The sequence below is a fragment of the Brenneria izadpanahii genome (assembly GCF_017569925.1).
GTDB lineage: Bacteria > Pseudomonadota > Gammaproteobacteria > Enterobacterales > Enterobacteriaceae > Brenneria > Brenneria izadpanahii.
The window spans coordinates 688,269-702,383 of sequence record NZ_CP050854.1 but is presented as its reverse complement, the minus strand read 5'-3'; the positions used below and the strand labels follow the sequence as shown (position 1 = coordinate 702,383).

Below are 14,115 nucleotides of genomic sequence, written 5' to 3'. Positions count from 1 at the left end.
ATCACCTCGCCAACCACCACTGTTTATCTTATCAATCCCATGATGCCGTTCTACACTGTGTACAAGAAGACATCTACGTACGGCAATAAACGACAAGAGGCGCCAACATGACCGTTCATGCGATAGCTGTTGATCCCCAACATCCTGAAAATTTTATTAGCATTACGCCGGAGATCCCTGAGCCGGGTGAATACGATCTTCTGGTAGAGGTGAAAGCCGTTTCCGTTAATCCGGTGGATACCAAAGTACATGCCGGATTGCGCAAAAACGGTTTACATCAGCCGCGTATCCTCGGCTGGGACGCCAGCGGCGTGGTGCTGAAAACCGGCAGCGCCGTCAGCGGTTTCAAGGCGGGCGACGAAGTCTGGTATGCCGGCGACATTACCCGTCCCGGCAGTAATAGCACGCAGCAGTTGATCGATTCCCGTATCGCGGCGCATAAGCCATCGTCGCTGGATTGGCCGCAGGCGGCGGCGCTGCCGCTCACCTCCCTTACTGCCTGGGAAGGCCTGTTTGAGCATCTGAAAATCCAGCAGGCGGATAGTGAAAAAACTCTGCTGATCATCGGCGGCGCCGGCGGCGTCGGTTCGCTGGCGATCTCGCTGGCCGCCTTGCGCAGTCCGGTAAAAATTATCGCCACCGCATCACAACCTGACTCGGCCGAATGGTGCCGCCAGCGCGGCGCGCACCTGGTTGTCGATTATCGCAATCTGGTTGAAGAGTTGAAAAAAGAAGGCATTAGCCAGGTGGATTATATTTTCTGTCTGAATGATACCGACGGCCACTGGGCGGCGATCAGCAAGCTGATCGCCCCGCTGGGACACGTTTGCACTATCGTGGAAAATCAGCACCCGCTCGATCAGGATACCCTGAAGCTTAAAAGCGCGGCCTTACATTGGGAATTTATGTTTACCCGCAGTATGTTCACCACGCCCGATATCGGCCAACAGGGAAAAATTCTACAGCAGGTCGCCCAGTTGATCGACGCAGGCAAACTACAGGGAACGGCGAGCGAGATCTTGCAAGGGCTGAGCGTTGAAACGCTGCAACAGGCTCATCATAAAGTGCTGGAAGGCCACATGCGCGGCAAGGTGGTTATCGCTTTCTGACGGGAAACACCAGCCCCGGAAAGGGGCTGGTTAACGCTATATTAGTACAACAGGCGGGCGCGGATGGTGCCGGGGATCGCCTTCATCAGCTGCAGCGCCGTATGCGCGCCGTCAGTTTCAACATCAATAACCACATAACCGATCTCGGCGGATGTTTGCAGATACTGCGCTGCAATATTGATCCCCTGCTCGGCAAAAATGTGGTTAATCTGCGTCAGTACGCCCGGACGGTTTTCATGAATGTGCAGCAGACGGCTGGCGCGTTCACTATGGGTCGGCAGCGAAACTTCGGGGAAGTTGACCGCAGACAGCGTAGAGCCGTTGTCGGAGTATTTGACCAGTTTCCCGGCGACTTCATCGCCGATATTTTCCTGCGCTTCCTGCGTTGAACCGCCGATATGCGGCGTCAAAAGCACGTTATCAAATTCGCATAGCGGCGATTGGAACGGCTCGCTGTTGGATGCAGGCTCTTTGGGGAACACGTCGATCGCCGCGCCGATGATATGTTTGCTGGACAGTGCATCGCACAGCGCGGGAATATCCACCACCGTACCGCGTGAAGCGTTAATCAGAATTGAGCCCGGCTTCATCAGAGCCAGCTCTTCCGCGCCCATCATATTCTGGGTGCTTTCCGTTTCCGGAACGTGCAGGCTGACCACATCGCTCATGTTCAACAGATCTGAAAGATGACGAACCTGTTGCGCATTTCCCAGCGGCAGCTTGCTTTCAATATCGTAGAAATAAACGTGCATCCCTAGGCTTTCAGCCAGAATGCCCAACTGAGTACCGATATGGCCATACCCAATGATACCCAGTTTCTTGCCGCGCGCTTCATAGGAGCCAACGGCCAGTTTGTTCCAGACACCACGGTGTGCCTTGGCATTCGCAGCCGGAATACCACGCAGCATAAGCAGCATTTCACCGAGCACCATTTCGGCTACGGAACGAGTATTGGAAAACGGCGCGTTAAATACCGGAATACCGCGTTTTGTCGCAGACGGTAACTCAACCTGATTCGTACCGATACAAAAACAACCGACCGCAATCAATTTTTCAGCGGCGGCAAAAACTTCTTCCGTCAAATGGGTACGAGAACGAATACCGACGAAATGCGCATCGCGGATGGAGGCTTTCAGCGCTTCCGGCTCCAGCGCGCCTTTATGATATTCGATATTGGTGTAACCAGCCGCACGCAGATTTTCCAACGCGCTCTGATGCACTCCCTCGACCAACAGAAATTTAATCTTATCTTTTTCTAGTGATACCTTTGCCATTTCCCGACCTTATTTTCAGACTTCAGATGCGACAGTTTGCTAAACAGTCCCTGCCAACATAACAAAAATTACGTAGTCAGCAATACAAACGATTGCTTCGCTCATATCACGCGTTAGAGATGCACTCAAAATTTCTGGCGAAAAATGTTGCCAAACAGCCCCATAGCCATATTGACGACAAATAAAATAAGAAAAAGTGATATTAAGTACCAAAAATGAGCTGTTAACCGCTCAAGGGATTTTATATGAAAAATTTTCAGTCGCGGCAATCGGCTCGCGCCCGCCGCGACCAATGATAACCTTACCGCGCTACTTAACCGTTTTCACACCCGCTGAGGTACCAACCAGCGCGATATCGGCCCCCGGTTGGCGAACAGTCCCACGGTCACCACGCCGGCAATACCGTTGATATGGTTCTCCACGGCTACTGCATCCATAATGTTCAGGTTGTGGACATCAAGAATAACATTGCCGTTATCGGTTATTACCCCTTGGCGATATTCCGGTTGCCCGCCCATTTTCGCCAGCTCACGGGCAACGTAAGATCTGGCCATCGGAATAACCTCAACCGGCAGCGGAAACCTGCCCAACACATCAACCTGTTTCGATTCGTCAACAATACAGATAAACCGACGGGCGATGGCGGCAACGATTTTTTCACGGGTCAGCGCCGCGCCGCCGCCTTTTATCATTTGCATATGCCCGTTTATTTCATCCGCGCCGTCGACATAAACATCCAGCGAGTCCACCTCGTTACAGTCAAAAACCGGGATCCCCAGGCTTTTCAATTTTGCCGTAGAGGCATCGGAACTGGATACCGCGCCTTGAATCTGATGTTTGATCGAACCCAACGCATCAATAAAATGGGCGGCCGTCGAACCCGTCCCCACGCCAACGATGGTATCGGGACGAACATAGTCAAGCGCCGCCCAGCCAACTGCTTTCTTCAGTTCATCTTGTGTCATAGTTTCAGGCCCGTAGATATGAAAGTATGAAAATGTGGGGGCATTATATACCCAATAGGCGTCAGATGCAGTCGGCGGACGGGGAATCGTATCTCCATTTGTCTGCCCGGACGAGCGACAAATCCGCATCCACGCCTGCTATAGATATAGTCCGTCAACCAAAATCCGGGAATAAGATTTCTGCATGGTAAAACCACAAAATGTGGCATAGTGAAAAAAACTGACTTCACTCAGGGGATTTTTACTTTCATGAAACGCCCGGACTATCGAACGCTGCAGGCTCTGGATGCCGTAATCCGTGAGCGGGGCTTTGAGCGCGCAGCGCAGAAATTATGCATAACTCAATCGGCCGTCTCCCAGCGCATCAAACAGTTGGAGAACCTGTTCGGTCAGCCGTTGTTAGTCAGAACAATTCCGCCGCGCCCCACCGAGCAGGGACAGAAACTCCTGGCGCTATTGCATCAGGTTGAACTGCTGGAAGAGGAGTGGTTAGGTAACGAAACCAGCAGCGATATTCCGCTGCTGCTGTCACTGGCGGTTAACGCCGACAGTCTGGCGACCTGGCTGCTGCCCGCTTTGCAACCCGTGCTGGCGGATTCGCCCATTCGTTTAAATCTACAGGTGGAAGACGAAACCCGGACGCAGGAAAGACTGCGCCGCGGTGAAGTGGTGGGCGCCGTGAGTATTCAGCCGCAGCCGCTGCCAAGCTGCCTGGTCGATAAACTGGGCGCCCTGGACTATCTGTTTGTCGCTTCGCCGACGTTTGCCGCCCGCTATTTTCCCAACGGCGTGACGCGATCCGCCCTGCTACGCGCGCCGGCCGTCGCGTTCGATCACCTTGATGATATGCATCAGGCGTTCTTACAGCAAAACTTCGACTTATCGCCCGGCAGCGTGCCGTGCCATATCGTGAACTCTTCGGAAGCCTTTGTGCAGTTGGCCCGGCAGGGCACAACCTGCTGTATGATCCCGCATTTGCAGATCGAGAAAGAGCTGGCCAGCAATGAACTGATTGATCTGACGCCGGGGCTGTTTCAGCGCCGGATGCTCTATTGGCACCGTTTTGCCCCGGAAAGCAGAATGATGAGGAAGGTTACCGATGCCCTGTTGGCGCATGGGCATCAGGTATTGCGGCAGTCCTGAATAACGCTTATTCGGGATTGCGCTGAAGTTCAAACACCACATCCACCTGGTCGTCAAAATGAATGGTTTGCTGCTCGTAGGTTTGAGCAGCTTCACTCTGCACCGCCACATCAGCCGCTTTAAACATCCGGGCCATGGGGACAGGTTGATAGTTAGTCACGTGATAACGAATGCTGTAGATAGGCCCAAGAGTGGCGTTAAACCCTTTGGCTAGCGATTGAGCCTGGCTGGTTGCCTGCTCAATGGCCTTTTGACGAACCTTATCGCGGTAACCATCGGGATTGGCCACGCCCAGGTCAACGGTGCGAATTTCATTCAGTCCCGCCTTCAATGCGCCATCAAGCAGTTCATTCAGCTTGTCCAGCTGGCGGAGCGTAACCTCAACCTGACGCACGGCGCGATAACCTTTCAGCACCGATCCGCCGGTTTTCAGATAATCATATTCCGGCTGGGTGCGTAAGTTGGCCGCATTGATATCCTTTTTCTCAATCCCGTTTTTATCCAGGAAATCAAAATACTGAGCGACTCGGGCATCGACCTGCTTTTTCGCATCGGCGGCATCTTTGGATGACACGCTGACCTCAATCGCCAAACGAGCAATATCCGGCGTAGCATCGACGCTGGCCGTGCCCGAAGTCACGACATGCGGGCCATCCGGTAGTTCTGCGGCCTGACCGGTCATCGGTAAAGTACTTAAACCAACCATAGCAGCTAATGTTAGGGCTCTTAGCTTCACAATGACTCCTTTATTTATATTTTGTCGCTGAAACGGTCATCAGACCGCTTTACCGCCGCTTTGTTGCCCGCGCCGGCGGTAAGTTCTGTATGCCGGGTAACATAACGTATTGCTGACACAACAAAATATAGGCGAATTTCCGAAACCCGTGTAAAGCAATGTAATTTATTGCCAGCCATGCCGGGCCAGCTGTAATGCAATCATCCACATTACCATGCCGACAAACAGGTTAATCACACGCTGCGCGCGTGGCGTATTCAGCCACGGCGATAACCTGGCCGCCAGCAGCGCCAAAGCGAAAAACCACAAAAACGACGCCGTAATCGACCCCAGAGCGAACCAACCGCGTCCCGATCCGGTAAATTGGCTCCCCAAGCTGCCCAGCACAACAAACGTATCCAGATAGACGTGCGGATTAAGCCAGGTAACAGCCAGCATCGTTGCGAGGATGCGCCAACGGCTCTGCGCCATCACTTCGCGCTTAACCACCGCCGAATCCTTGCTGAATACCGCCTTGAATGCTCCCCAGCCGTACCACAGCAGGAAAGCGACGCCGCTCCAGGTAATCACCCCCACCAGCAATGAGGAGTGGCTGAGCAGCGCGCTGCCGCCGAATACCCCGGCGCAAATCAGCGCCACGTCGCTCAGCGAACATAAAAGCGCGATCATCAAATGGTACTGACGACGAATGCCCTGATTCATCACAAAAGCATTCTGTGGGCCTAAAGGCAAAATCATTGCCGCGCCGAAGATAAATCCCTGTAGATATACCGTCAACATAACCGCTTTCCTCAAACAACCCTTGTTGCAATGAGCGGCAGTCTAGAGGCGGTTAAACATTAATGGAAATTTAATATTCTAATTATTAATTAGAGAAACTAATAACAATGAACCACGGCCGTTATACGGATTTGGCGGACTCATGTTGTCTGGAGATATGATCAAAGGGGGAAAGAGCATTTATCCGGGAATCGCTTCCCGGATAAGCCGAAGCATTAATTAGTTGGTTTCCTGCCGATCGGCGTTATACAAATGCACATCCATCTGCGGATACGGGATACCGATACGGTTTTCGTCCAGCACCCGTTTGAAACTTTCCAACAGATCCCAGTAAACCGCCTGGGCATCGCCATTGGTGGTCCATACCCATACCACAAAATTGAGGGATGACGCCGCCATCTCATTTAAACGAATGGTCACGCCTTTATCGTGCTGGATGCGTTTGTCGGCCGCCACAATGTCGCCCAACAATTTTTTAACCACATCGATATCGGCATCATAGGCCACGCCGACAATAATCTCCGTGCGGCGATCGGGCTCACGCGAACTGTTAATGATATTTCCCGCGATGATTTTACCATTCGGCACCACGATGATCTTGCCATCCGTCGTGCGCAAGGTGGTAGAAAAAATCTGAACCTGGATGACCGTTCCGGCGACACCGCCCAAATCAACATACTCTCCCGTACGGAAGGGGCGAAAAATGACCAACAGCACGCCCGCCGCAAAGTTTGCCAGCGATCCTTGCAGGGCTAAACCAACAGCTAAACCTGCCGCACCCAGTACCGCAATCACCGATGCCGTCTGAACGCCGACCCGGCTCAGCACCGCGATCAGCGTAAACGCGATAATGCCATAGCGCACCAGAGCGCACAGAAAATCCGCCACCGTTTTATCAATGGAGCGGCTCACCATCACTCTATTAATCGTTCCCGACACCACGCGGGCGACAATCAGCCCGACCACCAGGATCACTAATGCGGCAACGATATTAACCGCATACTGCAACAAGATATCCTGATGAGTAACCAGCCAACCGGTCGCTTGCTGCACGCCTTCGTTCAGTTCTTCCATACAATAACTCCTGATTCTTACGCTCCCTGACAGAGCCTCGTTTTCACACCAAAAACCGCAATCTGCGGCAAAACCCGTATAAAATTAAGGCTCCCGTGGGAGCCTTAGCGATAGACCTTTAAGAATCTTAGTTAAAGAACGTCGATTGCGTTCAGTTCTTTAAAGGCTTTTTCCAAACGAGCTACCATGGTGCCTTGTGCGGCACGCAGCCATGCACGCGGATCGTAGTATTTCTTGTTCGGTTTGTCGGCGCCTTCCGGGTTGCCCAGCTGGCTTTGCAGATACCCTTCGTTTTTCTTGTAGTACTGCAGAATACCTTCCCAGGTTGCCCACTGGGTATCGGTATCGATGTTCATTTTGATAACGCCGTAGCCTACTGCTTCTTCAATTTCAGCGGCGGTAGAACCGGAACCGCCGTGGAATACGAAGTTCAGGCTATTGTGCGGCAAGTTGTATTTTTTAGAGACGAAGTCCTGAGAGTTACGCAGGATCTTCGGCGTCAGCTGTACGTTACCCGGCTTGTAAACGCCGTGGACGTTACCGAAAGAAGCGGCAATCGTGAAACGCGGGCTGATGGCATTCAGTTTTTCATAAGCATAAGCCACGTCTTCCGGCTGCGTGTACAGCGCGGAGTTATCCAGGTGGCTGTTGTCCACGCCGTCTTCTTCACCGCCGGTGCAACCCAGTTCGATTTCCAGCGTCATACCCAGTTTCGCCATGCGGGCCAGGTACTTGCTACAGATTTCGATGTTTTCTTCCAGGGATTCTTCAGACAGGTCGATCATGTGAGAAGAGAACAGCGGCTTACCGTTGGCGGCGAAGTATTTTTCACCGGCGTCCAGCAGCCCGTCCAGCCACGGCAGCAGTTTTTTGGCGCAGTGGTCGGTGTGCAGGATAACCGGCACGCCGTAGTATTCGGCCATTTGATGAACGTGATGCGCCCCGGAGATCGCGCCCTGGATAGCAGCCTGCTGCGGAACGTCGGATTTCAGGCCTTTACCGGCGATGAATGCGGCGCCGCCGTTAGAGAATTGAACAATCACCGGCGAACGCACTTTGGCTGCGGCTTCGAGCACGGCATTAATTGAATCGGTACCGACGCAGTTTACTGCTGGCAGTGCGAATTTGTTTTCTTTTGCTACTGCAAAAACTTTCTGAACATCATCACCAGTGATGACACCAGGTTTTACGAAATCAAAAATTTTAGACATGTTACGTGTCCTGTTTCGTTGGCCGTGGGGTTAGAAAAATCGATCGTTAAATCGATGGCTGTCCCGGCACGATTGACGGGACGGCCAAGGCTGAGGCGGTAAACTGCGCTCAGCCTGAAACATTACTGTTTAGCGCGTTCTTCCAGCATAACTACTGCCGGCAGTTTTTTCCCTTCTACGAACTCAAGGAAAGCGCCGCCGCCGGTAGAAATATAGGAAATTTTATCGGCGATACCAAACAGGTCGATTGCCGCCAGCGTATCACCGCCGCCAGCGATGGAGAATGCCGCGCTGTCTGCAATGGCTTTGGCGACGATTTCAGTGCCTTTACGGAAATTCGGGAACTCGAATACGCCGACCGGACCATTCCACAGAATGGTTTTGGCGTTTTTCAGGATGTCTGCCAGACGTTCCGCAGAAACATCGCCCAGATCCAGAATCTGCTCATCGTCTTTAATTTCGGTGACGGATTTAGTCGTCGCGGCAGCCGTTTCAGAAAACTCTGTTGCCACGCGAACATCGGTAGGAACCGGGATATCGCAGGTTTCCAACAGTTTTTTCGCTTCTGGGATCAGGTCCGCTTCGTACAGCGATTTACCGACGTTATGGCCTTGAGCCGCAACGAACGTATTGGCGATGCCGCCGCCGACGATCAGTTGATCGGCGATTTTAGACAGTGAATCAAGTACGGTCAGTTTGGTCGAAACTTTAGAACCGCCGACGATGGCGACCATCGGACGAGCCGGGTTACCCAGCGCTTTGCCTAATGCTTCCAGTTCGGCGGACAGCAGCGGACCGGCGCAGGCGATAGGCGCGAATTTACCCACGCCGTGCGTTGAAGCCTGGGCGCGGTGAGCCGTACCGAAAGCATCCATGACGAATACGTCGCACAGCGCGGCATATTTTTTCGCCAGCACTTCGTCGTCTTTCTTCTCGCCTTTGTTGAAGCGTACGTTTTCCAGAACAACCAGTTCGCCTTCAGCAACGTCTACGCCATCCAGATAATCTTTCGCCAGACGCACCGGAGAAGACAGTTTGTCTTTCAGGTAATTGACAACCGGCAGCAGAGAAAACTCTTCGTTGTATTCTCCTTCGGTCGGACGCCCCAGGTGGGAAGTCACCATCACGCGAGCACCCTGTTTCAGGGCGGCTTCGATGGTCGGCAGAGAAGCGCGGATACGCGCATCAGACGTCACTTTACCTTCTTTTACCGGCACGTTCAGATCCGCACGGATCAGCACGCGTTTGCCAGCCAGATCCAGATCGGTCATCTTAATTACAGACATGGTGAATCCTCTTGTTGATTCTCTTTTAAAGTTGCTTGAGCGAGATATCGACCGTTAATCAATATCGTCGTACTAGAAACCGCAGGCCGCCATTGCCCGTGTTGTATCCAACATTCGGTTGGCGAATCCCCATTCATTATCGCACCAGACCAGGGTTTTGATCAGATGCTGGCCACTAACCCGGGTCTGCGTGCCATCAACAATGGCACTATGGGGATCATGGTTAAAATCGGCCGAAACCAACGGCAATTCGGTGTAGTCAACTATACCACGAAATGCCTCATGCGCTGATTTTTGAAACAGCGCATTAATTTCATTCACGTTTACGGCTCTCTTCACGCTGACGCTTAAATCTATCGCCGTAACGTTAATTGTAGGAACCCGAACGGATATTGCTTCGAAACGATCGAGAAACTTCGGGAAAATTCGGGTGATGCCCACCGCCAGTTTGGTATCTACCGGAATAATGGACTGACCGGCGGCGCGGGTGCGTCTCAGATCGCGGTGGTAAGCATCGATCACCGGCTGATCGTTCATTGAAGAGTGGATCGTCGTTACCGTTCCATTCTCAATACTAAATGCGTCGTCCAGCAGCTTAATTATAGGAATAATGCAGTTGGTTGTGCAGGATGCATTCGAAACGATGCGGTGTTCGGTTTTTAAATCCCGGTGATTAACGCCGAATACTACCGTGGCGTCCAGGTCGGGCGTCCCAGGGTGGGAAAAGAGCACTTTTTTGGCTCCGGCCGCCAAATGCGCCTCGCCATCCTCCCGGCTGCCATAAACGCCGCTACAATCCAACACCACGTCAACGCCGAGTTCACGCCAGGGCAACTGCCGGATCTCCGCCTGATGCAACAGCCGGATGCAATCATCTCCGACATACAGCTGATCGCACTCCTGACGGACATCCCATGGAAAGCGGCCATGGCTGGAATCATATTTGAGCAGGTGGGCCATGCCCTCGGCGCTCGCCAGTTCATTGATTGCCACCACCGAGATCTCTGCCCGGCGGCCCGACTCATACAGCGCGCGTAAGACATTACGGCCAATTCGGCCAAAACCGTTTATAGCAATACGGATTGTCATGCAATTCCCTGTGTAATGATGATCATACCACCCTCATAGGATATATCCTTCTTACTCGAAGTGGCAGCGGCATTGGCATTCCAAGAATCTCTTTCCTGTCGGACGCGGTAAACCGAGTTTAACCCCGCCCCCGACAGATTTTCACCCAGTGACTTAGTTGACTAAGTTTCTGGTGATTCGTTCAGTTACCCTCTGCTTCCTCTGGTAATCCTTGGAATAGAGATCTCCCTGATTTCTCAGACAGGCTTCCATACGGGAAGCTGCGGGTACGGCTGAATCGTTGAATAAATGTTACCTACATCACAACTGAAACGCTTCAGCTAGCATAAACGAATTAAGCTGCAAAAGAAATATTCTCACTCGACACTATCCAGAAGAGTGACGCACGTCATAAAAAAACGCCGGAAACGTTTTTTATCCTCCCCTCATTGTAGTGAGATCGAGTTGCGCGGACGGACTCAGGGGAGAGGCATTACTGCGCCTCCCGCTGTTTCTCCGAAATCTGACCACGCGCTAACGGAAAACCATACCGGTTCGGCACTGACGTTGACAATACCTTCCACGTTATCCGCCGTGAAAGCGAACCGTTCAAACAATAGCGCCCTTTTTATGGCTGGGCCGAGGGGAAAATCCACAGGTGTTCCGCCGGCAGGGAGAGCCGGTACAACGCGGATTGCCGCACCTCGGCGCCGTAGGCCCGCACCACAAAATCTTCGGCTACCGTGCGGAATAAATACTCCCAGCGATCGCCAAGATACATACTGGTCAGCAACGGCAATTCAAGCTGATTCTCCCCAGGCGCGTCGTCCAGGCAGACGCGCTCAACGCGAATCACCGCCGTCGCCTGCTGGCCGGTTTGTACGCCCTCTCCCGCCAGCCCCCACAGCGCCCAATCCTTGCCTTCGATCATCGCCTTGCCGTCGCGCATTTCGCGAATCTTGCCATACAGACGATTGTTGCTCCCCATAAATTCGGCGGTAAATAGGGTCGTCGGCGAACCATACATGTCCTGCGGCGTGCCCTGCTGTTCAATTTTTCCATTATTGAGCAGCAGGATACGATCGGAGATCGCCATCGCCTCATTCTGATCGTGAGTGACCAGCAGCGCCGACAAACCCAGTTTAATGATCAGTTCGCGCAGGAATACCCGCGCCTCTTCACGCAGCTTCGCGTCGAGATTCGACAACGGTTCATCCAGCAGGATCACCGGCGGGTTATAGACCAGCGCACGGCCGATCGCCACGCGCTGCTGCTGGCCGCCGGAAAGCTGGTGCGGGTGGCGTTTGCTCAAATGACCTAACCCAAGCTGCTCAAGCACCCCTTGCACGCGCCGGGTGATTTCCGCCGCGGCTATCTTGCGCAACTTCAGCGGATAGGCGACGTTCTCAAACACGGTTTTATGCGGCCACAGGGCGTAAGACTGGAACACCAGCCCCAGGTTGCGCTCTTCGGCGGGAATTTCACTGCGCTCGCCGCCATCGTAAACCGTATTGCGGCCGATGATAATGCGGCCCTGAGCGGGTTTTTCCAAACCGGCCACGGCGCGCAGTAAGGTGGTTTTACCGCTGCCCGACGGCCCCAGCAGCGAAACCACCTCTCCCCGCGTCAACTGCATGGACACCCCTTTTAGCACCGGGTTATCGCCATAGGTCAAATGCAGGTTCTCTACTGAAAGCTCAATCATGTAAATTCACTCCAAAACGCAGGGCTATGCCCAACCCCAGCACGACCAACATAATGTTGATAAAGGAGAGCGCGGCGACGATATCAATCGCGCCGGCCGCCCACAGGGAAACCAGCATGGAACCGATGGTTTCGGTCCCCGGAGAAAGCAAATAAACCCCGGTGGAATATTCACGCTCGAAGATCAGGAACATCAGCAGCCACGAACCGATCAGGCCGTAACGCGACAGCGGAACGGTGATGTGACGAGTGATCTGACCGCGGCTTGCGCCGGTGCTGCGCGCCGCTTCTTCCAACTCAGGACCGACCTGCAGCAGCGTTGAGGAGATCAACCGCAGGCCATATGCCATCCATACCACGGTATAGGCCAACCAGACGCTGAAAATGGTGCTGCGTAATGAGCGCAGCCAGACGATCCAGTTCGCCCGTAGCCACTCCGCCATCGGCAGCGCCGACAGCCAGCCCTCTTTCAGCGATTTATCCAGCCACATGGGTAAAAACAGAAACACCCACAGGAACGCCAGCCCCGCCAACAGCCCCGGCACGGCGCGCGGAACAAGAACGCTGTAGTCGAGAAAACGGGTCACGCCATCGGGTTTGCGGTGCATGGCTATACCGATAAACAGATAGCAGACCACGGCCAACGCCCCGCCGATCACCCCTATCGCCATTGAGTTGACGATGGCCCGCAACAGATTGGGCTGCTGCCAAATCGTACGGAAGGTGTTGAGCGATAGCTCATCCCAGAGAGAGACGCCAACGCCCCAATTGGAAATAAAAGCGCGCAGCATCACCCCCAGCAGCGGCACGCCTATCGTCACCGTCAACCAGAGCACCACAACGGAGCCGGCAACCCAACGCCATTTTCCCAACGGCAACGCATGAGCCTGCGCAGCTTTGCCCTTCACGGTGACGAAACGGTTGGCGGTGCGCATCAGACGGCGCTGCAGCATAACCAGCGGGATGGTGATGCAGATAAGAACTACCGCCACCGCCGCCATCAAATGATAGGACGGGGTGCCCAGCTTATTGGTGAGTTGATAAAGGTAGGTCGCCAGCACCAAATTGCCTTCGGGATCGCCCAGCACCAGCATCAGGCCGAAGACCTCCAGCCCGAGAAAAAACAGCAACACGCAGGCGTACAAAATCGACGGGCGAACCATCGGCAGGCTGACGGCGGTCATCACCTGCAGCGGCGAGGCGCCCGCCGTGCGCGCCGCTTCTTCCACATCGGAACCCACGCTGCGCAACGCTGATGAAATATAAAGATAAGCATGGGGAACATGGGTCAGTCCGGCGATCGCCACAATGCTCGCCATCGAGTAGATATTCCACGGAACAAAACCCAACAGCGCCTCCGCCCATAAGGAAAAGAACCCCACCGGCCCGGCCGCCACCACGTAACCGAAACCCAGCACCATCGGTGAAACAAAAATAGGCACCAGAATCAGCGGCTCAATCAATCTGCGGCCGGGTAAATCGGTCCTGACCATCAGAAAAGCCAGAATTCCCCCAGCGGTATGGCGATGACGATCAACCCGAAGGCCAAAATAAAACCGCTTTTCAACGCCTTATAAAAATCCGGATCGGTAAAAATAAACTGAAACGCCTCCAGGCTGAACACCTTGGAAGGGGAGAAAAACGGGGCGGAAAGAAAACTTTGAATGATGATAAACGACAGCGGTATGTAGATAACCAGTGCGGTTATCAATACCACTACGCCGCGCGGCAGGCTCTGCCACTTTCTGCGCCATGCTTTCATAGA

General features: G+C 53.6%; 10 protein-coding genes and 2 pseudogenes. 2 read left to right on the top strand and 10 right to left on the bottom strand.

Annotated features, from left to right (window positions below; genetic code table 11):
• Positions 1–107 precede the first annotated feature (107 nt).
• Positions 108–1,109 carry a zinc-binding alcohol dehydrogenase family protein gene (locus HC231_RS03140; protein WP_208229682.1) on the top strand — a complete coding sequence of 334 codons (1,002 nt, stop codon included), beginning with the start codon at positions 108–110 and terminating at the stop codon, positions 1,107–1,109.
• Between the two features lie 41 nt (positions 1,110–1,150).
• On the opposite strand, the gene serA is transcribed toward HC231_RS03140, so the two are convergent.
• On the bottom strand, positions 1,151–2,383 hold the full coding sequence (serA, locus tag HC231_RS03135) for a phosphoglycerate dehydrogenase (protein ID WP_208229681.1): 1,233 nt from the start codon (positions 2,381–2,383) through the stop codon (positions 1,151–1,153).
• A 309-nt stretch (positions 2,384–2,692) separates the two neighbouring features.
• A pseudogene (gene rpiA, locus HC231_RS03130) lies at positions 2,693–3,348 on the bottom strand (ribose-5-phosphate isomerase RpiA).
• 249 nt (positions 3,349–3,597) lie between these two features.
• Here rpiA and HC231_RS03125 point away from each other — a divergent pair.
• Entirely contained in the window at positions 3,598–4,491 is an 894-nt protein-coding gene (locus tag HC231_RS03125; RefSeq protein WP_208231201.1) for a LysR family transcriptional regulator ArgP, read from the top strand.
• 7 nt (positions 4,492–4,498) lie between these two features.
• Here the strand turns inward: HC231_RS03125 and HC231_RS03120 are convergent, their stop codons facing one another.
• The 8 genes and pseudogenes from HC231_RS03120 to HC231_RS03085 all read right to left on the bottom strand — a co-directional run bounded on the left by HC231_RS03120 (position 4,499) and on the right by HC231_RS03085 (position 14,112).
• The gene (locus HC231_RS03120; RefSeq protein WP_208229680.1) at positions 4,499–5,227 is read right to left on the bottom strand and encodes an oxidative stress defense protein; all 729 of its coding nucleotides are present in this window, start codon (positions 5,225–5,227) and stop codon (positions 4,499–4,501) included.
• A gap of 165 nt (positions 5,228–5,392) precedes the next feature.
• Complete coding sequence (gene argO / locus HC231_RS03115; RefSeq protein ID WP_208229679.1) at positions 5,393–6,007, bottom strand: arginine exporter ArgO; 615 nt, start codon at positions 6,005–6,007, stop codon at positions 5,393–5,395.
• Positions 6,008–6,226: 219 nt separating this feature from the next.
• A complete protein-coding gene (gene mscS / locus HC231_RS03110; RefSeq protein WP_208229678.1) occupies positions 6,227–7,081 on the bottom strand; it encodes a small-conductance mechanosensitive channel MscS in 855 nt (284 codons plus the stop codon).
• A gap of 131 nt (positions 7,082–7,212) precedes the next feature.
• Entirely contained in the window at positions 7,213–8,292 is a 1,080-nt protein-coding gene (gene fbaA, locus HC231_RS03105; protein WP_208229677.1) for a class II fructose-bisphosphate aldolase, read from the bottom strand.
• A gap of 122 nt (positions 8,293–8,414) precedes the next feature.
• Complete coding sequence (gene pgk, locus HC231_RS03100; protein ID WP_208229676.1) at positions 8,415–9,578, bottom strand: phosphoglycerate kinase; 1,164 nt, start codon at positions 9,576–9,578, stop codon at positions 8,415–8,417.
• A gap of 72 nt (positions 9,579–9,650) precedes the next feature.
• Positions 9,651–10,667, bottom strand: coding sequence for an erythrose-4-phosphate dehydrogenase (epd, locus tag HC231_RS03095; RefSeq protein ID WP_208229675.1), 1,017 nt, complete (start codon positions 10,665–10,667; stop codon positions 9,651–9,653).
• Positions 10,668–11,274: 607 nt separating this feature from the next.
• Positions 11,275–12,351: an ABC transporter ATP-binding protein gene (locus HC231_RS03090; protein ID WP_208229674.1), complete on the bottom strand. Its 1,077-nt coding sequence runs from the start codon at positions 12,349–12,351 to the stop codon at positions 11,275–11,277.
• A pseudogene (locus HC231_RS03085) lies at positions 12,344–14,112 on the bottom strand (ABC transporter permease). Before HC231_RS03085 ends, HC231_RS03090 begins: the two are co-directional and overlap by 8 nt.
• Positions 14,113–14,115: the final 3 nt, after the last annotated feature.

What these genes read in the sequence shown, in the direction of transcription:
- mscS (WP_208229678.1), bottom strand. Translation starts at nt 7,081, where the DNA reads ATGGAAGAACTGAACGAAGGCGTGCAGCAAGCGACCGGTTGGCTGGTT.
- argO (WP_208229679.1), bottom strand. Translation starts at nt 6,007, where the DNA reads ATGTTGACGGTATATCTACAGGGATTTATCTTCGGCGCGGCAATGATT.
- fbaA (WP_208229677.1), bottom strand. Translation starts at nt 8,292, where the DNA reads ATGTCTAAAATTTTTGATTTCGTAAAACCTGGTGTCATCACTGGTGAT.
- pgk (WP_208229676.1), bottom strand. Translation starts at nt 9,578, where the DNA reads ATGTCTGTAATTAAGATGACCGATCTGGATCTGGCTGGCAAACGCGTG.
- HC231_RS03125 (WP_208231201.1), top strand. Translation starts at nt 3,598, where the DNA reads ATGAAACGCCCGGACTATCGAACGCTGCAGGCTCTGGATGCCGTAATC.
- serA (WP_208229681.1), bottom strand. Translation starts at nt 2,383, where the DNA reads ATGGCAAAGGTATCACTAGAAAAAGATAAGATTAAATTTCTGTTGGTC.
- HC231_RS03090 (WP_208229674.1), bottom strand. Translation starts at nt 12,351, where the DNA reads ATGATTGAGCTTTCAGTAGAGAACCTGCATTTGACCTATGGCGATAAC.
- epd (WP_208229675.1), bottom strand. Translation starts at nt 10,667, where the DNA reads ATGACAATCCGTATTGCTATAAACGGTTTTGGCCGAATTGGCCGTAAT.
- HC231_RS03140 (WP_208229682.1), top strand. Translation starts at nt 108, where the DNA reads ATGACCGTTCATGCGATAGCTGTTGATCCCCAACATCCTGAAAATTTT.